Source organism: Aquimarina sp. MAR_2010_214 (assembly GCF_002846555.1).
In the GTDB taxonomy this organism is placed as follows: domain Bacteria; phylum Bacteroidota; class Bacteroidia; order Flavobacteriales; family Flavobacteriaceae; genus Aquimarina.
In genome coordinates this window covers 4,707,907-4,729,632 of record NZ_PJMS01000001.1, presented here as the reverse complement: position 1 = coordinate 4,729,632, position 21,726 = coordinate 4,707,907, and the positions used below count along the sequence as shown (strand labels likewise).

The 21,726-nt window shown below is 31.2% G+C and carries 18 protein-coding genes; 6 read left to right on the top strand and 12 right to left on the bottom strand.

The genetic code is table 11. The features are described 5' to 3' along the window. Positions 1-17: 17 nt before the first annotated feature. The 3 genes from ATE84_RS20100 (at position 18) to ATE84_RS20090 (ending at position 4,606) form a co-directional block, all read left to right on the top strand. A complete protein-coding gene (locus ATE84_RS20100) occupies positions 18-1,889 on the top strand; it encodes a DUF885 family protein (RefSeq protein WP_101449669.1) in 1,872 nt (623 codons plus the stop codon). A 311-nt stretch (positions 1,890-2,200) separates the two neighbouring features. After that, a complete protein-coding gene (locus tag ATE84_RS20095; protein WP_101449668.1) occupies positions 2,201-3,793 on the top strand; it encodes a hypothetical protein in 1,593 nt (530 codons plus the stop codon). A 195-nt stretch (positions 3,794-3,988) separates the two neighbouring features. Continuing rightward, entirely contained in the window at positions 3,989-4,606 is a 618-nt protein-coding gene (locus ATE84_RS20090) for a DUF4494 domain-containing protein (RefSeq protein ID WP_101449667.1), read from the top strand. A gap of 352 nt (positions 4,607-4,958) precedes the next feature. Here ATE84_RS20090 and ATE84_RS20085 read toward each other — a convergent pair whose 3' ends face one another. The 12 genes from ATE84_RS20085 to ATE84_RS20030 form a co-directional block, all read right to left on the bottom strand. After that, positions 4,959-6,251 carry an HlyD family secretion protein gene (locus tag ATE84_RS20085; RefSeq protein WP_101449666.1) on the bottom strand — a complete coding sequence of 431 codons (1,293 nt, stop codon included), beginning with the start codon at positions 6,249-6,251 and terminating at the stop codon, positions 4,959-4,961. 482 nt (positions 6,252-6,733) lie between these two features. Then, positions 6,734-8,938 carry a peptidase domain-containing ABC transporter gene (locus ATE84_RS20080; protein WP_101449665.1) on the bottom strand — a complete coding sequence of 735 codons (2,205 nt, stop codon included), beginning with the start codon at positions 8,936-8,938 and terminating at the stop codon, positions 6,734-6,736. Between the two features lie 591 nt (positions 8,939-9,529). Then, entirely contained in the window at positions 9,530-10,549 is a 1,020-nt protein-coding gene (locus ATE84_RS20075) for a DUF6624 domain-containing protein (RefSeq protein ID WP_233195854.1), read from the bottom strand. Positions 10,550-10,866: 317 nt separating this feature from the next. Further along, positions 10,867-11,724 carry a hypothetical protein gene (locus tag ATE84_RS20070; RefSeq protein ID WP_101449664.1) on the bottom strand — a complete coding sequence of 286 codons (858 nt, stop codon included), beginning with the start codon at positions 11,722-11,724 and terminating at the stop codon, positions 10,867-10,869. A gap of 22 nt (positions 11,725-11,746) precedes the next feature. Then, complete coding sequence (gwsS, locus tag ATE84_RS20065; RefSeq protein WP_101449663.1) at positions 11,747-12,766, bottom strand: grasp-with-spasm system SPASM domain peptide maturase; 1,020 nt, start codon at positions 12,764-12,766, stop codon at positions 11,747-11,749. Between the two features lie 189 nt (positions 12,767-12,955). Beyond that, positions 12,956-13,933 carry a grasp-with-spasm system ATP-grasp peptide maturase gene (gene gwsG / locus ATE84_RS20055; protein ID WP_101449661.1) on the bottom strand — a complete coding sequence of 326 codons (978 nt, stop codon included), beginning with the start codon at positions 13,931-13,933 and terminating at the stop codon, positions 12,956-12,958. A gap of 155 nt (positions 13,934-14,088) precedes the next feature. Continuing rightward, positions 14,089-14,238: a hypothetical protein gene (locus ATE84_RS26330; RefSeq protein WP_158237310.1), complete on the bottom strand. Its 150-nt coding sequence runs from the start codon at positions 14,236-14,238 to the stop codon at positions 14,089-14,091. Positions 14,239-14,274: 36 nt separating this feature from the next. Beyond that, positions 14,275-14,424, bottom strand: coding sequence for a hypothetical protein (locus ATE84_RS26325; RefSeq protein ID WP_158237309.1), 150 nt, complete (start codon positions 14,422-14,424; stop codon positions 14,275-14,277). A 267-nt stretch (positions 14,425-14,691) separates the two neighbouring features. Continuing rightward, positions 14,692-14,964: a DNA-binding protein gene (locus tag ATE84_RS20050; RefSeq protein ID WP_101449660.1), complete on the bottom strand. Its 273-nt coding sequence runs from the start codon at positions 14,962-14,964 to the stop codon at positions 14,692-14,694. Between the two features lie 343 nt (positions 14,965-15,307). Next, on the bottom strand, positions 15,308-15,787 hold the full coding sequence (locus tag ATE84_RS20040; RefSeq protein ID WP_101449658.1) for a hypothetical protein: 480 nt from the start codon (positions 15,785-15,787) through the stop codon (positions 15,308-15,310). A 581-nt stretch (positions 15,788-16,368) separates the two neighbouring features. Next, positions 16,369-16,590: a hypothetical protein gene (locus ATE84_RS20035; RefSeq protein WP_101449657.1), complete on the bottom strand. Its 222-nt coding sequence runs from the start codon at positions 16,588-16,590 to the stop codon at positions 16,369-16,371. A gap of 12 nt (positions 16,591-16,602) precedes the next feature. Next, a complete protein-coding gene (locus tag ATE84_RS20030; RefSeq protein ID WP_101449656.1) occupies positions 16,603-16,869 on the bottom strand; it encodes a hypothetical protein in 267 nt (88 codons plus the stop codon). Positions 16,870-17,263: 394 nt separating this feature from the next. Here ATE84_RS20030 and ATE84_RS20025 point away from each other — a divergent pair, with 394 nt between their 5' ends. From ATE84_RS20025 to ATE84_RS20020, 3 genes are all read left to right on the top strand, one after another. Beyond that, entirely contained in the window at positions 17,264-19,006 is a 1,743-nt protein-coding gene (locus ATE84_RS20025) for an AraC family transcriptional regulator (RefSeq protein WP_101449655.1), read from the top strand. A 137-nt stretch (positions 19,007-19,143) separates the two neighbouring features. Further along, a complete protein-coding gene (locus ATE84_RS26320) occupies positions 19,144-19,290 on the top strand; it encodes a class I lanthipeptide (RefSeq protein ID WP_158237308.1) in 147 nt (48 codons plus the stop codon). Positions 19,291-19,548: 258 nt separating this feature from the next. After that, the gene (locus ATE84_RS20020; protein ID WP_101449654.1) at positions 19,549-21,714 is read left to right on the top strand and encodes a prolyl oligopeptidase family serine peptidase; all 2,166 of its coding nucleotides are present in this window, start codon (positions 19,549-19,551) and stop codon (positions 21,712-21,714) included. Positions 21,715-21,726 lie beyond the last annotated feature (12 nt).

Sequence of the window (21,726 nt, the reverse complement as noted above, 5' to 3'; positions counted from 1 at the left end):
CCCTAATATATACTATCATGACCAAAGTAAAAATTAGTGTATTGCTATTTTCTTCTTTTCTTTTGCTAACCAGCTGTAAACAAGAAATAAAGGAGCCAAGGCAAGATGTTGTATCACAAGAAGGTATTGTCGAAGAGCAATCAAAAAAACTAAATGATTGGTTTGAAGTACAGTTTCAGCAAGAAATTGATAGATCCCCAATGATGCAAACGTATTTAGGGATTAAAACAGATGATTATGGTAAATGGGATGACATCTCATCTAAAAAGGAAGCAGAAGATCTAGAAAAGGCAAAAGAACGCCTCGCTTACTTAAAAGACTCCGCAGATGTTTCTAATTTGAATGAAGCAACTGCACTAAGCTATACATTGATGAAACAAGATCTCGAAGATGAGATTGCAGATTTTCAATATAGATTCTATGATTATCCAGTAAATCAGATGTTCGGAATGCAATCCAGAATTCCTGCTTTTCTTATCAATATGCATAAGATTGAGAATAAAAGTGATGCAGAAGCTTACATTTCAAGATTAAATGGTATCAATGAAATGTTTGCTCAAGCAATAGAAAATATTAAAATCAGAGAAAAGAATGGTATCCTTCCTCCTAAATTTGTATTTGCCAGAGTTCTTGATGATAGTCGCAATATTATTGTAGGACAACCATTTGATAAATCTAATCAGGAAAGTACTTTACTGGCTGATTTTAAAAATAAAATATCAACACTTAAACTATCTGATGAAGAGCAGAATGAATTGGTATCTAAAGCAGAAAAAGGACTTATAGACAGTGTAAAACCGGCGTATGATAATCTTATTACATTATTAGAAGGACAACAACAAAGAGCAACTACAGATGATGGTTGCTGGAAATTTCCTAAAGGAGATGCATTCTATAATAATGCATTACAACGCACGACTACTACTACGATGACTGCAGATCAGATTCATGAGCTTGGGTTAAAAGAAGTAGCTCGTATTCATAATGAGATGCGGGATATTATGAAGCAGGTTAAATATGAAGGAACATTGCAAGATTTTTTCAAGTATATGAAAGAAGATAAAAAATTCTATTTAGCGAATACCGAAGAAGGAAAAGCAGCATACCTTAAACAAGCAGTTGGATTAATTGATACGATGAAATCTAAACTTGATGAACTTTTTATTACCAAGCCTAAAGCAGATATCATTGTAAAAGCAGTAGAGCCTTTTAGAGAGAAAAATGCAGGAAAAGCCTTCTATCAAAGAGGAACTCCTGATGGATCAAGACCAGGGACATATTATGCCAATTTATATGATATGACTGCAATGCCAATATACCAGATGGAAGCTTTGGCATATCACGAAGGTATACCGGGACATCATATGCAGAGATCTATTGCACAAGAATTGCAGGACATCCCGAAATTCAGGAAATTTGGTGGATATACCGCATATACAGAAGGTTGGGGATTGTATACCGAATTACTACCAAAAGAAATAGGAATGTACAGTGATCCGTATTCAGATTTTGGGAGATTGGCAATGGAGCTTTGGAGAGCTTGCAGATTAGTTGTAGATACCGGGATTCATAGCAAAAAATGGAGTAGAGAAGAGGGCATTAAATATTATGTAGATAATACTCCTAATGCAGAAAGTGATGCTGTAAAAATGGTAGAACGTCATATTGTTATGCCAAGTCAGGCCACAGCATATAAAATCGGAATGAATAAGATTCTCGAGTTACGCGAAAATGCAAAAAAAGCTCTTGGTGATGCGTTTGATATCAGAGAGTTTCATGATGTAGTGTTAACCAATGGAGCCGTACCACTTACGATATTAGAAGGATTGGTAGAAAAATGGGTGGCCAGTAAAAGCACAGATAAGATTAAAGAAGAAGTAGGTTCTTAATACTTTATTTACGTACTATAATAATCAGACCTCACAGGTTTTTAAAACCTGTGAGGTTTTTTTATTGTCTATACAAGAAGTTTACGATCTGTGAAATGGAATTTTTTAATATCATTTAGTTTGTAGAACATGTTAGAAAAATAACCTAAAATAAAAGGTAACATTATCCCTTTTTTGGACACTAAAAGATATAGACAAACAGAATGTGGTTTGTCAAAAAAACGATAGCTATTTAGGGTTGTATAATTTAAACTTTTTTATTCCTTTAAATACACTCTTTTATTATCAACTAATCCTTAAAATTTATACGCATGAAAACCTATATTATTACTTTCACCCTATTATGTTGCTGTTTTTTAAATGCTCAAGACAACTTATCCAAAGATTACGCATATACTATTGGTGAACCTTATGAAAACATAGAAGGAGTATATAATGGTTATTGGCCGTTCTATTATACTTTGAAAGATAGTCAAATAATGTCAGTAAAAGGTAACAGGAAACAGTTAGTTGTTCAAAAATTTGATACAGAAAACCTTAATCTTATTTCTTCTAAAGAAATTACTGATTTACCAGAAAACAAAATGCAAGAAAAAATTGTAGCCCTAAATAATAGATACTACTATTTTTATTCTAGTTGGTCGGGAAGAAAAACAAAACATGAAAGACTTTATTACAAAGAAATCAACTTTGAAAAAGGAACTTTTTCTGATCAATCAACTTTACTAATAGATATACCCGAAAAAATAAAAAGCTTCGTTGGTTTAGATAAATTTGATATTAATACCTCAAGAGATAGTACTAAATTAGTGGTTAAGTATACAAAAATACCAAAGATCAAAAACAATAAAAAAAGTTTTGAATTAATTAAGCTACATGTTTTTGATCAAAATTTGAAAGAAATATGGTCTAAAGAATATAAAATGCCGTATTCAGAGACCAAAACGAGAATTATTGATTATAAAGTAAGTACATATGGAGATGTGTACATACTATCAAAAATATTTCATGATAATAGTAAGAAGGATAAAAAAAGAGGAAAAGATGGAGCTGAAAATTACCATTTAGAAGTCGTTAAAATTTCTAAAGATTCAGAAAGTACATTAACCTTAGGTTTGGATGATAAATATATCAATGCAGCCAATATGCATCTAAATAAAACAGGAGAACTTACTGTTACAGGTTTTTACACACAAGGCAATGTCAAAGAAAGATATATTAGTAATGATACTGATGGTGTTTTTATATTTAGATTTGATAAAGGTGGTGATTTGATTTACAAAAAAGCACATGAAATTCCTACGAGTATTTTAAAACAATACGAAAGTGACAAGACAAGGAAAAAGTTAAAGGAAAAAGAAAGTAAGAACGAAGCTGAGTTTACAAACTTGACACCTCAATATTTGGGTATAAATGATACAGGCATTACACTAATTGGTGAACAGTTTTTTGAAACAGAATATAAAGGAAGATTCAGGCAACATTATCATGATATGTTAATCACAAAACTAGACAATAAAGGGGATTTGTTGTGGATGAAAAAATTACCAAAAAAACAGAAAAGAGGTAAAGAAGAAACACGTAAAGAGTTGTCTTTTACTTATTTTTTAAGCAATGATAATCACCATTTAATTTTCCTGGATAATATAAAAAACATAGAACTTCCTTTAAATAAGGTTCCTCACTTGCATATTGGAGGTTATGGAGGGTACTTAATGACTTATAAAATTAGTGATGATAACGGTACGGTTAGCAAAGATGCTATTTTTGACACGAACAAAGTTGGGGAGGATGAACTTGAAGTCGATTATAGAAATGGTAGATTGATTGAGATTTCAAAAAATGAATTTATTATAGAAGTGCTTTCTAAAAAGAAAAATAGATTAATTAAAATCAGTTTTTAACTTATTAGTATCCACAAATTAAGAGAACAAGTTTTTTGTTTTTTAAGCTATTCTTTTAGTTTACTGTTTTCGGCTTAGATAACAGGACCGACATATCAAAAAGAGATAGAATTTTAAAATTGTGAATATCTATTATAGGTATTCATAGCTATCACTTTTTTAAAAATATATATTTGCCATCCTAAAAAAAAAGATATGAGCACTACTTGGTATGAATGTAAAGTAAAGTATAGAAAAATAGATGATTCTGGAGTACAGAAAGTTACTACAGAACCTTATTTGGTAGATGCTTTATCCTATACAGAAGCTGAAACCAGAATCAACGAAGAAATGTCAGCATATATTAGTGAAGAATTTAAAATCACGAATATTAAGATTGCAAATTTTGCCGAGATCCATCCTTTTGAAAATTCTGATCGATGGTTTAAATCAAAAGTAGCCTTAGTTTCTTATGATGAAGAAAGTGGTAAAGAAAGAAAGTCGAGTATGTACTTATTAGTACAGGCTAATGATGTAAAAGAAGCCTATGATAATACCATTAGTATGATGAAGGATTCTGTTAGTGATTATACAGTACCGGCAATTTCAGAATCTCCTATCATGGATGTGTTTCCTTATTTCTCAGGTGAGGAGGAACAACTTGAAAAAGCCCAACCTAAAGCAGCAGCAGTTAGTTCTTCTCAAGAAGAAATATCAGAAGAAGTTGATTCTGTTGAGGAAGAAATATTAGAAGAAGTAAACCCTTCTCAGGAAGAAGTTTCAGAAGAGGTTAATTCTACTCAGGGAGAAATATCAGAAGAAGTAGACGTATAATTTACTTAAAATCTGAGTTCGACGTAAGAAAACACTATTGACAGATTATTTGGCTTGTTGATTTTTATACTCTTACGTCTCATCGAGTGATTTTATCAGTAGTGATAGCGGTTGATAAAATTGTATCGAGATGCAATAAGGGGTATTACCACAATTGGATCTCGATACAATTTTTCTCCATGTCATCTCGAGCGTAGTCGAGAGGATATTGCGAAAAATCACTCGACCAGACATGGAGGGTTCAGTTTATCTTTCGTCATTTCCTTTCAATGGATATAATTTTTATCTGTTTTTTTAGAACTGACTTAGTTTTCTTATGTCAAACTTGATTACTTAAAATTGTAAATATCTTTTACTTATCCATTAATGTTCTAAACTGATAAAAGAAACGCTCAATAAGCCGAAGATCTTCGGTAACAATTTCTACAACACCTCTCATTTCTTGTTTAAAAGGAATTTCTTTGTCATAGGTAGTAATTAGTTTTTCGGGCAATTCAACATCAATAAGATATAACCCATCTTTATCTGGTAACAGGGAGATGTGTTTTACTTTACCTTTCAAGGTTCCAAATTCATCATCAGGGAAATTTTCTAATCTAATATTAGCAGTTTGTCCCACTTTTATTTTTCCCGAATTTTGAGAAGGAGCTTTGATTTTTGCCAGATAAGAAGAATATTCTGAAGGGACAATAATAAAAACAAGATCTCCCAGGGCTACGGTTTGATTTTCTGTCCAAAAATTAAGGAAAGAAACACGACCTTCGATATCAGATTTAAGCACGTATTGCAACTCCCAGTCTTTAATGGTTTTCTTTAATTGCCCAAAGGACTGTAACACTTTTTTAAACAGGTTAATTTCTTCTTTTCTCTTGTTAATCTCTGTACCTTTAGACGTTTTGGTAGCGTTACTAATACTCTCGTTAATTTGAGATAGTTGCACGTCGTTATTTTCATAATTACGTTTAGTTCGTAGATAATCGAGCTCTTTACTTTCGAATTCTTGTGCAGAGATTACCCCTTTTTTAAATAAGTTTTTTTGACGCTGAAGCTCTTTTCGTTTAAATTCCAGTTCGGCTTTACCAAGCTTTTTTTGAGCCTTTAGACTCTCTAGGCGTCTGTAGAGTTCTGATAAAGAGGTTTGATTTGCAATAGCTTCATTAGAGAAAGGCTGTAATTCTTTATTTAGGATATACTCAGAATAGCTATTTTCGAATATGGCATAGCTGGTTTCGATATCTCCCAGGAATAAAACCGGTAACTCATCAATAGGAAATGTGAATGATTTAGTATTTACTTTGATGGTATCTACAATAGATTTAAGCAAAAACACATCTTTATAATTAGCACTGCTTTCTAATATTGCCAGGGGAGTATTTTTGGGTACAATTTGATTGTCTTTAACAAATAGAGATTCAATTTTACCATTAGTTTGGGCATATTCTTTTTGCGGTGGTATTCGAGTAGTGATAATCGCTTCTGCAGGTATCACATCGGGATACTTAACCAGCCAGGAAAGAAATAATAACAGTAGTACCAATACCAAAATCAAGAGATTTCCCCATCGTATCATCCAATGCGGAACCCTGGTTAGGATTTCCTGTACTTCTTCACTACGTAATTGTATTTCGTCTAAAGTGTCTGGCATAATATTTAATTATGTATTGCGATTTTTTTAATTTAATAATTATTTGTCATCCCAGTGTAGACTGGAATCCATTTTTTGCACCGGACTAAATCAGTCGGAATGATAAACCAACTCATTTCTATAACATTCAATTTTGTTATGTACGATACAGTTTTGATATAATTTAATACACATAACCGTTGTGCATTTGAGATTTTTTAATTCAAAATTCGTCAATTCGAGTGCTTCGACCAGCGGAAGAAGTGTATCGAGCCCTTCGACACGCTCAGGATGACGAGAATTTTGAATCAAAAAAGCTATTCTCGATACAATTTTTCTTCATTCTATTCCGAAAAACCATTCGAATTGACGCTTTTTTATGCTATTAATTTCTAAATGCACAACGGATACATAATAATGCAAATTCATAACTTTTGGTTTGAACAACATTTTCTTTTTTCATCTAATTCGTAATTCTCAATTCGTAATTATTAATTCAAGTATTATTTTCCTAATTCGAGTTGATTTTTAACTAGGTGATAATAGTTTCCTTTCTCTTTGATTAGTGATTCATGATTTCCTACTTCTACAATTTTACCCTTATCTAAAACAACAATCTGGTGTGCATTTTTTACGGTACTCAATCGATGTGCAATCACCATTACAGTTTTGTCTTTAAAGAAGGTATCCAGTTTTTCCATGATTACCTTTTCATTATTGGCATCAAGAGCAGAAGTGGCTTCATCAAAGAACAAATATTTAGGGTTTTTATATACCGACCGAGCTATAAACAGCCTTTGTTTTTGTCCGGTACTTAATCCTACACCTTCCATCCCTATTTTGGTATTATAAGAAAGAGGGAGTGATTCGATAAACTCTTTGATATTAGCAACATCGACTGCATGTGCTAATTTTTTCTTATCCAGATAATCTTCTCCTACTGCAATATTATTAGCAATAGTATCATTAAAAATATACCCTTCCTGCATCACCACACCAAATTGATCTCTCCATGCTTTTTGGGATACATTATGTAAATCATGAGAGCCAATAAAAATCTGTCCTTCATCCGGCTCATAAAACTTAAGAAGGAGCTTCATTAGTGTTGTTTTTCCACTACCACTAACCCCAACAACAGCTGTGATTTTATTAGCGGGAATAGAAAGATTCAGGTCTTCTAAAACGGGTTTATCAGCTCCAACATATCTAAAACTAAGATTTTTGATTTCAAAACCTGAGTTTGCCGAGATATCTCTAATCTTTTCATCACCAGGATGCTCTTCATCTTCTTTATTATGAATTTCTCCCAGACGTTCTAAAGAGATTTGTGCATCCTGTAGTTCTCTTAGGAAATTAATTAATTGAGAGATAGGTGCATTTAATTGCCCTACGATGGCTGTAATCGCCAGCATCATACCTAATGTGATATCACCATCTATAACCAGTTTTGCAGAGAAAACCGTAATGAGAATGTTTTTTAATTCATTAATAAAAGAAGAACCTACACTTTGGTACTGCTCCAGAGCTAGACTCTCAATAGATATTCTAAACAGTTTTGCCTGTACAAACTCCCAGTTCCATCGTTTTCTTTTTTCGGCATTATGCAGTTTTATTTCCTGCATACCATTTACCAGTTCGATAACCTTACTTTGCTCTTCACTAATCTGCGAAAAGCGTTTGTAATCCAGTTTTTTACGTTTTTTAAAGAACACAAGTATCCATGCAAAATAGAACGTACTTCCTATTGCAAAAATACCAAAAATAGGAACGCTATAATAGATCAAAACGATACTAAATACGATAAGATTAACCATCGAGAATAGCACGTTTAAAGAAGACATGGTTAGTATCTGCTCGATTCGCTTGTGATCATTAATTCTTTGTAAAAGATCCCCCGTCATTTTTACATCAAAATAGGAGATAGGCAGATTCATGAGCTTAATAAAGAAATCTGATATCAGCGATATATTAATACGTGTACTAAGATGGAGTAAAATCCAACTTCTTAAAACATCGATTAATGTTCTACCAATAAACAAAGAAAGCATTGCGATCAATACAAGGTATATGAAATTTAGATCTTGATTTTTGATCCCGACATCGACTATACTTTGCGTTAAAAACGGAGTAATAAGTTGTAATAAACTTCCTGCACCTAGACCTAATGCCAGCTGAAAAAGAAAGGCTTTGTATTTAAATACATATTTGGATATAAACTTAAACCCAAATTTTTGATCCTCTTCATCCAGGTTATCATTATAAAAATTGGGAGTAGGTTCTACTAATAAGGCGACACCTTCTTCTGTGTTTTCGTCGGCGTTATTACCGATCCATGCTTTTATAAATTCGTCTTTTGTATAGGTAATCAATCCGTGAGCAGGGTCAGAGACATAAATGGTCATTTCGCCTTTTCGTGAGGTTTTAATTTTATAGACGACTACATAATGTACTTTGTTCCAATGTACAATACAAGGTAGAGGTACCTCGTCTAATTTGCTTAAAGAAAGTTTTACCCCCAGGGACCTAAAACCTATTTCCTCTACCGCATCACTAAGCCCCAGAAGAGAACTTCCCTCTCTGGTGGTTTCACTTAATGATCTAAGTTTTTGAGTATTGAGAACTCTTCCATAATGTTTTGCGATAATCTTAATACAAGTAGGCCCACAATCTTTCGACTCTGCTTGTTTGTAAAATGGAAATTTAGGCATTAAGCTTTTTTAAATTAAATTGATTTTTGTGTAATGGTATCTACCTACAAAGTAAAGTAATTCTTTTCTATAATACTAATGTCATATTTTGAGGCGTGACCCTATGGGTCAGGCTATTCGCTATATCTTTTTTCTGATTCTTTATGCATGTTGCTAAGGCAAAAAGAGGGAAGCAAATAGAAAAAAGGATGCCGCTACTATCCTTCACGCTAATCTATCTCATTTCTTTATAAATAAGTGCCTTATGTAGCTTTTTTGTTACCCAGAAATTGCTCATAAATTTGATAACACAGATTGCAAATCCTAACTATTGGATGAGGTTTTTTTTAATTACCATACTATCCTGTTCTTCCGAAAATGAAAGTAATTCGAGTGGTTTTTCGGAATGACCTCTCGACTACGCTCGAGATGATATGGAGAAAAATTGTACTTCAACAAGTTCAGCAGAGCTATCGAGAATAGCTTTTTTAATTCAAAATTCTTGTCATCCTGAGCGTGTCGAAGGGCTCGATACACTTCTTCCTATGGTAGAAGAAATCGAATTGACGAATTTCGAATTAAAAAATCTCAAAAGCACAACTGTTTTTTTAATTACTTTTTTAGTTTTTTTTCTAAATCTGGTAATTGTTGTTTATATTTTTCTGAATCCCAGATGATATCCCATCTAGAAACATAGTCCTGCAGTGGCCCAAGTCCAACTTCTGCTCTTCTTTTGTCTACATGATCAGGATCTTGTAGTGGGTAAATATAATATATACCTGTTTCTGCATCTCGCCCGACTTGACTCCCATAAATTTGTTGATCCCCTTTACGTATAGCGATTCTGTCTTCTAGTAATGCTAAACTGCCAGGCCGTATATTTCCTTTCTTTACAGCTTCTTTTATCATGGGTAGATATTTTTCTTGCACTTCTAAGTCTGCATGTTGTATTACCATAAACAGGGTAGTATTTCCTCTATTGCCGATGATATCTTTACTTAGCCAGCCTCTTTCATCCAGTATTTTTTCAACTTTTATTAGGCTAATCGAATCTTTAGTAGCTATTTTTTTCCAATGTTGTTTTAGCTCATCAGAATCTCTGCCGTATTTTTTTATGATGTCATTTATTTGTCTCCTTGGCCCTTGATCATCCTGGTATATGGTATCGAGTAATGCAACTAGTGGTTTGTCAAAATTGATCTCAGCTTTTTCTTTGTTTGCTTTAACCAGTGCCAGAACTTGGTTCCATCGTTTATCCGAATGTAAGATAGATAGGTCACTATCTGTGGTAATGTGGCTATAATTGGTATACTCTCCTCTCTTGGCAATTCGTAATAGGTGTACCAATGCAGAATCTATTTCTTTGGTCAAAGCCCAGGAGCAAGCAGCATTATACGTATCTGATGTATTCCCATGGTATCCACTTATCCCAAAAGCTTCTGAGTATTTCTTAGCAGATTGTAGATAATCCTTGGATTGGTAGAGTTTCCAGGCTTCATTTTTTAAAGCAGCGTATTGGGCTTTCTCTTCAACAGTAAGCTCTTTGAAGGTGATTTCTGTTTTGACTTCCTTTTTTTGCTGTTTACAGGAAAATACCAGAACTAGAACTAGTAGGAATATTATTTTTTTCATTTGGTATATTTTTTAGATGGATATCTGTATCCAATCGATTTTAAGAAAATTTCTAAAAAATTAATTTAACCCAGATTATGTATTAGAAAATCTATTACAGTCCGAAACTACTTCAAAATATATCACTTTGTTATGTTTCCCAAATTAACCGTAGCGGTGCTATGCTGAATTCGATGAAACATTATATTTTATTGCATTTTCGAACTTCATAACGAAGTTACTAATGCATAATCCGGGTTTAAAGGTTTAAATTCACAATTATGTAAAATGTTTATTGTCTATAGTTTTTTTTTCTATATTAAAGTCTATGTTCATCTTTAATGTTCATTTTTTATTACTTTATCAAGTTGTAATTTAGTCTTACTTCCATCAATATTTGTATAAAGTAATTTAATAAAACCATATTCAGTATTAAAAAGTGAAGTTAATTTGGTTTCACCTAGCCTACTTGTTGCTGTGGCATTAATAGTATAGCACTCTAATTTACCAAAAGCCGTATTTATCTTCTTTTTATCCGTTATTTCATAAGTATAATTGTTTTCAATTACTCCTTTCCAGGTTAACCACCTTTTATCACCCCAATCACTATCTATTTTTAATGACCAATTCCATTTATTATCAACTTCAAAAGGAGTTTGTATGTACGGAAATGGATTTAACTCAAGAATCCTAAAATATTTATCCCTTGGTGGATGCATCCATACGTTTTTTTCATTTTCTATAATTCCCGAAATTGAATTAAAAGCGGGTAATTCATCTTTTGTTAAGTAGCTATATTGAGCGACTGTTTGATTATAATCTGGTTCATATTGTATGATAGTTTTCAGCCCTTCTTCTATCTTAATCTTCACCTCTAGAATAGTGTTTTCATCTATTGAGTCAGCAGGAACAAACTTCCAAGAATCCCTCCAGCCGTCTATTGATGGATCTTCTTTAAAATAGTATTTGCTATTATTTTTTGTAATATGTTTGTAAGAATATATGAACTCTAATTTTTTTCTGTAAACATTGTTGTTATCTGTAAATCTGGTAAGTTTAACATTTGTAGAGTCAAATACTTCAACAAATACACCTTCTTCCTTAATAAGTTTATAATCCTTATGTTTTTTTTCAAAATCTGACTTGCAACTTGTTATTACAATGGTTAAGATGAATAACCTTAATACTATTTTCATGACTAGTTTTCTTATTTCTTAATTAGTTTTTATAAGGGTCGTATGTGCAACTTTCTTCAAAATAATACGTCTCATCATCTCGTTTTAAAGGTATACGGCCGTCATTACAAACATATCTAAATTCGCAATCTCTACAAACTTCTATTTTATCTTTGGGTATATCCCAATATTCCTGAAACGTTTGATTTGAAATAATGGATAGTAAAGATTTTGTTTCTATGTTACCAAAAACTTTATCGGTAAAAGGAGATTGTTGGATATCTCCATTCAGGTTTATGTAGGCTTTTTTGTTGTAATAAATATTATAATTTAGAGCTTCTGAATAAGAAATAATATTAGGTTGAAAATGGTTGAATCTTAATTCGTTTAAATTTTTAAAAACCGGAAAGTCTGATCCTTCTATATATTCAATATTATCTGATTTGATGTTGCTGCGATTATTATTGCTTGAGTAGATTGTCAATTTATCTATCAATGAATTAGCCAAATATTCATCGTTAAACATTAACTCATAATCATTTTGACTCAGAAAAACACTTATTGATCTAAATATCCCTTTATCAACGAATAGCTTTATTGTATCTGAGATTAATTTATGGTCAATCTCTAAACCAAATCTTAATTGTACATATTTACATTTGGTTGCTTCAATGTTATTAAGTAGGTTTTCAATATAAGAAATTGATAATTTATTATTGTCAAGAGCAATGATTACTGAAAAAAGAGAAAAAGGATAATGATATTTAAAATCAATTTCTTTGAATTTTTCAGAGTCTTTTAACTCAGGCATTAGGAAAATCAAATCTTTATTTAATAAAAACCCAAAATATTCATCGAGAGTTTCTGATTCTTTAGGGTATTTAGAATAAATATCTTCTATTTTTTTTGAGCCAGAACAATTTAATATTTCCAAAAAACTATTTGGTATCTGAAATAATTCTTCACGTTGCAAATCATAGATTGCTGACGAACTTGCTCCTTTAATTATTCTGCAATTACTAAATAATTTGAAATAACTATTTTTTTCAAAAGAACACTTCATTAGAATATTTTTTTATAAGGTGCGTAAGAAGCCATTTCATTGGTTGAATAAAACACACTTTTTGCGTGTCTTATATTTATTCTGTTTGTTTTTTTGATAATTGTCATTTTATTCATTAAAACCGGTAATCTTTTTAGTAAGTTTTTTTTAATAATGTATTGAGAAACTTCATTTTCGGGATTCATATTTTTAGTTGTTTTTTGAAATTAAAAACTCTGCTATTTTCTTATCCAAGTGGTAGTTACAGGGTATAGATGTCATGCCAAACTGCCCAATTGGATTAATTTCTAAGAAATAGTAGTTCCCTTGTTTTGATTTTATTAAATCTATTGAGCCTGTATTTATGTCGAGTTTTTTCATTAGGATCTTTAACTTTACTCTCAATTCTTCTGGTAATATGTATGGAACAGTTCTATTAGGTTTAGAAAAATTATACTTTCTAAAATCTACCTTTGTTTGATTATCATTTTGAGAAAAAATTGCCATACTATAAAAACTGTCTTTCAAAAAAAAAGTTCGTATTTCATACTGTTTTTCTATTTTTTCTTGAAATAGGGATACCATAAATTTCGCCTCAAGTTTATCCAAGTCTTCTAAGGTGATCTCTTCTGTGTACGGAATATAGGTTTGATTGTTGTATCTAATTCTATGAGCGTTACTCATGCTCTTAGTAATTAGTTTTTTCCCAGATATAAGTATTTCATGTAATTTTGACTTACTATTTAATATGTAGGTTTCAGGGATATTTATTCCTACTGATTTTGCTGTTTTTAAATATAAAAACTTATCATCAGAAGAATATAAATCTGGTTTAGAGAGCCAAAAAGAATGTCCAAAAAGAGAAAAAAATGAATGTGATAATTTGGTTTTTTCATGTTTAAGATGATTATTGATTGAAACACAAAATTCATTGTCTAAATCTTCATCATCAATTGAAGACAGCCCGCTCATATTACCCCATCTTCTGTACCACACAACATTAATGTCTTTAGGTGAAACAGGAAGATTAGAAACTTTATCTATATGGTTGTTTGATATTTGAAAGAAAAAGTCATTCAAATCAAATTTATCTCCATTGCATCGGGTGTAGTCCGCTTTATAATATTCCAACCAATCTATTACGTTATTTGTAGACTCATCAGATTCTTTTGATAATAGTAAAATCATTTAATTATTATTAGATAAAGAAAATTATTTTTTAATTAACGTCAATCTTCAGCTAGAAAAAATAATTGTTTTTCTAGCTGAAATTGACGTGGTAACTCAATTATTTGATTTATTAAACCAAATTCTTTTACCAATTGTATTTATTCTTACTTGTTTTAAGAATCATCTTGCGTATCTTCACAACTGGTAATTTCTCCAGACGAAGTACAACAAGTATGTATGCAAGTTCCTCCTCCTAAAATACGAATAGAGTTTTCTAATTTGTATTTTTCAAAATTATCGAAATCTAATTTTTGTAGTTTCATTTTTCTTTGTTTTAATAATTAATATTTACTTTTAATTTACGCGATTATGGCAGTATCATCTGTGTCGACATCGTAATCTTCGTGATTAGATCCGCAATTGGAAACGAATATCGTATGACCTCCGGTAATTGCTCTTTGTGCTTCTCTTGATTTAATTGCGTAGCCAGACTCTTCAAAAGACTGCAATGATTTTAATTTTTTCATTATTAAAAAGATTAATTTGTTGTACCTACTCTGTTAAAGGCTTTTCAGTTTACGCCATACGTTGCGCAACGTTTTTTTTGGTTTTTTGTGTATTCGTTTGTAAGTATTTGATATTTAGTGCTATATGTACGGTATTCGATATTCATTCAGTTTTATACCTCTGGCTTCCATTATCCGACTTCTGACTTTTTACTTTTTCAGCTCTACATTTTACATTCAGTATTCGATATTTTTATAGGTATCATTTTTCTAACTCACAAAAGGATCTAGCTTCCTATATTTTTGATGTTTCGGGTAAAACCCGAATGTAAATCCTACCGCTTCTGCATAGACAAAACTCTGTACGGTAATATCATATTTTATAGGAGCATTTAAGGATTTCATAGTATTTATAATGCGATACAATTTGGTTTTAGAGACTCCTAATCGATACGCAAGATCATCTGGTGACCCTGTGGCTTGTAGCCGAATAAGTTGATCAACTCGATCTATAAGCTCAATTTGTTTGATAATAATATTCATAGTGTGTTTTCCCTTTAGTTTATTTTTTGCAATTTTTAATGCCCGAAGTCAAAATTTGGTTGTTATTGTAGGATTTTCAACTTCCTGAGGCAAAATTTGAACCCTTTTGCTTAAAATTTGTACGCTATTCATCAAAGACTTTGTCTTTTTAACCTTCTGTTGGGGCTTTTTGATGAAAATTTAGATTTTCGAGGTTCAATGTTAAGTGACCAATGTCTAAATTTGAGCCTCTGTCTTCTAAAATTAGACACTCTATACCCAATTTTGAGACACCAATCCCTAAATTTGAGACACTGGTGTCTAATGGAATGTCTTTTTGACCCATCAGAAGGTCTATAGTCATCTATTCTTCTGTAGGATCCATTTTTGGAGTACTTTTAGTACGATTAAAAAACTGCTTCAGTTCAGCTACTTTTTCGGTAAAACCAGGTTTCCCCGCTCCTTTGCTATATTGTGAATAGGCATAGTCATTAAGTGAATCCTGATAGTTATCATAATCATGCAGAATTTTGGTACTTTCTAATCGATAAGCCAGGCTTTCTAAACGACCCAATAAGTTTTCTGCAAATACACGTGCTTTATAATCTTTTTCAAACTCTTCCCAATCCACATCAGGAGAACTAAGCGTACTACTATTTTGGCGATAATCCCAAACCTTATTTACAAATAGCCTATTGGTCTCATTAATGGCCTTGTAACTCCCTCGTTCTTTTTCGGTCAAGGCTGCTAGCTTATTGGTAAACATAGCTTCTAGTTGTGCCACTAATTGTCCTGCCTGATCTCTTTCTTCTTGTGTTAATAAATCTTGAATGATGTTTCTCATTTTCTATTTAGTATTAAGATATTAGTATTGAGTATTGAGTATTGAGTATTGAGATAAATTGTAAGGTTCGATGTCTGGATTCACTTCCGACCTCAAGCATCCAACCTCTGACTTCTGACTTCTGACTTCTGACTTCTGACTTCTGACTTCTGACTTCTGACTGTTTTCATTTATCATTTTCCATTTTAAAAAAGGAAGTAGGAGCAATTGAAAAATGGGGTGTTTTACACAAACTCAACTAAGCTTAGCTATACAAATTACTCCTACCTTTTCCTTTTTTTATCACTATACATGATAGTATTGTTTCATCTTTTTTTTTGTATTTCTAATCTCAAATTCCCTGACTTCCGACCCCCGTCTCCTGACTTCTGACTTTTTCCCTTTTACATTTTACGGTTTTACATTTCCAATCTCCGACTTCAAGCATCTGACTTCGAACTTCTACATTCCGTCACCCTGAGCCTGTCGAAGGCCTGACTTCTCACTTTTTACTTTCACATTTTACATTTTACATTTTACATTTTACATTTCCAACCTCTAACTCCAAGCATCCGACCCCTGACTTCCGACTCTCACATTCATCATTCAGTATTTGATATTCGTAACTCTTCTTGTATTCTCTGTTCTATCTTACTCATCATATAGTACATCATAAGTACATCCCGATCTATTATTTTTAATACAGGGTTAATACCTGTGAGTACTTTACACACAATCTCCAGGGGAGCTTTTGTTCTTGTTATTATTTTGTGATGTACTAAAGTTTTTTGGGTAGCACATAGTTGATCATAATGCATAAACATAAGTAGGTAAGTTTAAGAAGGGGTATCAATAGGCTTTGGGGGATTGCACCAACTATTTTTTTGAGTAAGCAATAATATATTACGAGCTTTGTAAATTAGTTGTATAGCTTCTTCACTAGATGTGCCTTTGGTATATAATTTATTGATCCATCTATAGAGTATCATCTCATAGGGGGTATGATGTGCCAGGTTATACATAAAAATATCCGTTTTAAGGTGTAACGTTTTTAAGATATCGGACATAAACCGGTATTTACTGTTATATTCTAAATGATCCATGTTGGTTGTTTTTTGTTGAGTCAAATATAACGGGGAGAATTGCGTTAGTGCAAGGAAAGGTATTTCCAATTTATAAATTGGATGCTGCCAATTTATAAATTGGAAATAGTAAAATTGTCAATACAAGTACATCAAGAATATTAAAAGAAGTTAATTTTTTAAACTAGTGTAGGCCTAAAATTTCCAAACATTTGCCTTAGCTAGTTTTAAACAGCGAAGAATCAAATCTGAAGAAAATTAAAAAAGAATTGATCAAGAGTAAAGTATGATATTTTTGATCTATATATTTGTTATGAATTAGTTTTAATCTAAAACAAAAATGAAGTTCGTAAAATTTCCTTCATTACAAGTTCGTTAGCTTAGATAAATTACTGAAGTATTAAGTCTGTTTTTTATGGCAAAAATAAAAATACTATTCATTTGGGCATTTGGTTTAATTAGCTTTATACCGGTTTTTGTCTATTCGCAAACAGATATCGATAATACTATATCTGAATATTTACAAAAAGAAAAGGTTTCTGATACTCTACTTCTAAAAACATATGAGCAATTAGAATCTTCTTTTATTGAACATAAATTAGATTCTATTTTATCAAAAATTTATGCTAAAAGCTATTTAAAAAAAGCCAAAAATGAAAATGACAGTATTAAAATGGCTGATGGATACTATTTTATATCAAAAATTTGCTCTAGCGATATAGAGATAAACTATTTAGATAGTTTAATCATGGTTTCCAAAAATTTAAAGCATATCAAGTACCCCGGTGTGGGTTATTTAAATAAAGGAGTATGTTTTTATGATAAAGAAGATTATACCAAAGCTTTAGAGAATTATTTAATTGCGCAAGAGTATGCAAATCAAAATAAAAATGTCCATCATCAAATTACTATAAAACATAATATAGGGCTTTTGAAAAAAGAAATTGACGCTACTGCAGAAGCTTTATTTGAGTTTAAACAAAATTTAAACTTTATAAAAACTCAGGATACAGTTAATAAATATTCAAAAAATCACATAATTACTTTATTTGCTATCGCTGATTCTTATCATAGGATGGATTTACCAGATTCAGCATCTATTTATGTGAAAAAAGGTTTACATAAAACTTTTAAACGTAAAGATAAATATAAATATACCGGTTTTTTGTTGCTAGATGGGATTAATAATTATATGCTAAAAGATTATCAGAAATCGCTAGACTCCTTGTATAAAGTATCTCAACGAATTCAAGATGCCGAAAGATATAATCCGAATGAAGCTTATTGTTATATACAAATAGCGAGAGCATTACAAAAATTGAGACAAAATGATAAAGCTATCTACTACCTAAAAAAAGCAGATACTATAATCACTGCCGAAAATTATACGGACGAAAAAAGAATAGCGTATGAGATTTTAATAGATTATTATAAGGATTTAGGAGATACTCAAAATCAATTGAAGATGATGAGTAAATTGATCATTTTTGATAGCATCTATTATGCAAAAAATAAGAATGTAAAATCTGATATTATAACAAAATATGATACGGCTTTACTTATCGATGAACGTAATGTGATTATTGATAAGTTAGAACAACAAAAAAAAATCTCTAATAGAAGTATATTTATTTTAATAGGTGTTACCATAGTCTTAATAATAATTGTATGGAATTATTATAGAAAACAAAAATTATATAAAAAAAGGTTTATTCAACTTATAAATGATGATGGTAAAAGAAATATAGAACAACTTAAAAGAGAAGAAACAGAAGGTCTTTCAAAACAAGAACTAGACCTTCCAGATGAAATTATAAAAAGTATTCTTAAACAATTAGAATTATTTGAACAAAACAATGAGTTTTTAAATCCAAATATAAAAATGAGCTCTGTGGCTAAAAAGCTTAAAACAAACTCAACATATTTTTCTAAAGTAATTAATTTATATAAAAAAAAGAATTTTGCTAATTATGTAAATGATCTTAGAATCGAATACTGTATAGAAAAACTTAAATATGATCCAAAATTTAGATTATATTCTATTGAATCCATAGGTGAAGAAGTAGGATTTAGTAGTATCCAATCTTTTTCTCGTGCATTTACAAAAAAAACAGGGATTACTACATCATATTTTATAAAAAGTATTGACAAACAATGAGTTATGTGTATTTTTATTTCTGTTTTTTCATAAAAAAACTCCTCAATTTATAAATTGGACATTGCTTTTATAAAGTTTTTATGACATGTTAAGTTGTAATCTATAACTTTGCATAATAGTTAAAAATAAAATAAATAATGAAAAATCAGAAAAGTCAAAAAAGAAAATTAAGTCTAGAGAAAACAGCTATTACTAAATTAGATAATAAAGCTAAAAGAAGTATTGTTGGAGCTGGAAGTGGTTTAGGACACCAAGGTGGTAAGACAAAAACTTTTATGTATTAATATCATGATGTTATTAAATAAGTTAAAAAATAAACTAAACTTGGAATAAGTTTAGTTTATTTTTTAATCATAACTATTTGAGTAATCTTACATTATTATTTGGAACTATCATATATAATTATGTGGAAGAATATAAATTCGTGTAATATTTTGATTTTTATTAATATATTGAGCAGCATTCAATTTAAATATTACATTTCTAAAATCTTTAATAATTTTTTGAAAAACGATCTATAAATTATAGTAACCAAGTTTATTATGAAGTACATAAGTCTAAAGAAATATTTAATACTTTTGGTTATACCTATAATTAGTTGTAGCTCTCAATCTCAAAAACAGTCAAATATTGTGACTGATACGTATCATGGGGTAAAAATTGAGGATGAATATAGATACTTGGAAGATCTCAAAGATTCAAGTGTAATAAGTTGGTTGCAGACACAAAGGAAGAAAGCCTTGATTTCTTTACAAAATATTCCTAAGAGAACGCATTTAATCAAACTTCAAGAAAAACTTGAAAATCAAAACACGAATGAAATTAAGGATATAAAAGTTACTAATCAAGATAACTACTTTTATTTAAAACGAAGTCCCAATGAAAATTATTTTAAATTATATTTCAGAACGGATTTAAATGCTAAAGAAAAACTACTTATTGATCCTGGAGATTTCTCAAAAGAACTTGGACAAGATTACTATATAAATTATTATAAACCTAGTTGGGATGGGAACAAACTGTTGATTAGTTTTACCAAAAATGGAGAAGAATTTGCTACAATGCGAATCATGGATCTTTCTAATAATAAATTACTCCCTATAGAGATTAAAAATTGCCTACCTACCTATGGAGGAGCCTATTGGTTATCTGATAATTCTGGTATTACCTACTTACAGGTACCAATTGCTAGTAATACTAATGAAGCTTATCTTAATACTGAAGTAGTACTTCAAAAACTTGATGCAAATACTCCAGAAGTATTGTTTTCTCGAGCTCATGATCCTGAACTAAATATGAAACCTGAAGATTTTCCAATTGTATTTAAACGTTCGGCCAATACTCGGTTTGCTATTAGTGCAGTTGCGGGAGCTACTCCGTATCATGATTACTATTATGCACCATATTCAGAAATCAAAAATTTACACCCATCATGGAAACCCTTGTTTAAACAAGAAAATAAAATAACTACTTATTATCAAGATCAAGATAGTATTATTTATCTTACATCAGAAAATGCTTCTAATTTTAAAATTTGTAAAACTTCTTTGGTTAACCCAAATATTCAAAATCCCATCGTTTTAGTTAAAGAGAAAGAAGATGAAGTGATTGAAAGTTTTAGGCTAGTAAAAAAAGGAATTGTATACACAACTACGAAAAATGGAGTTGAAGCCAAATTATATCTACTCAAAAATAACAAGAACATAGAGGAAATTTCCCTTCCTTTTACAGCAGGACAGGTTTCTTTGTTTTCTAAAGGGAAAGACTATGATTATTTATCCATAACTGCTGAAGGTTGGCTACATAATGCAAAAAGATATATCTATGATTTTTCTAATCAGAAATTTGAAGCTGGAGATTTGTCACAATCAGAAGCCTCTCACTTAACCAAAAATATTATGGTTGAAGAACTAACTGTTTCCTCACATGATGGAACCATGGTGCCACTATCTTTGATTTATGATAAAAACCTAAAAAGAGATGGAAATAACCCTGTTTTGATGATTGGATATGGAGCTTATGGAAGTTCGATAACACCTTCTTTTAGTAGGAAAATAATGTCCTGGGCACTTGAAGGAGGAATTTTTGCTGTTGCTCACGTACGAGGGGGTGGAGAAAAAGGAGATGCTTGGTATAAAGGTGGATTTAAAGAAACCAAACCCAATACATGGAAAGATTTAATAGCTTGCACAGAATATCTGATTAAAAAGAAATATACTTCTGCAAAAAAAATGACAGTCAATGGCGGCAGTGCAGGAGGTATTACTGTCGGAAGGGCGATGACAGAACGGCCTGATTTATTTGCAGCAGTAATTATTAATGTAGGGAAAATGAATACAATTCGTTCAGAGGTTGGTTTTAATGGAGAAAATAATGCCAAAGAGTTTGGGACAATAAAAGATTCCGAAGAGTTTAAATGGTTATTAGAAATGGATTCTTATCACCATATCAAAAAAGGAGAGGCATATCCAGGAACTCTCATAATTACTGGAATGAATGATTCTCGAGTTGCACCATGGCATTCTGCAAAATTTGCTGCAAAATTGCAAAAATATAATAGCTCACAAAATCCAATCTTACTTGATGTGAAATTTGAATCTGGCCATGGGAGTAATGATTCAAAGAAGGAACGTTACGAAGGTGTAGCTGATATCCTGTCTTTTGCTTTTTGGCAGACTGGTCATCCTGACTATCAACCTGAGAAATAATCACGTTTATTA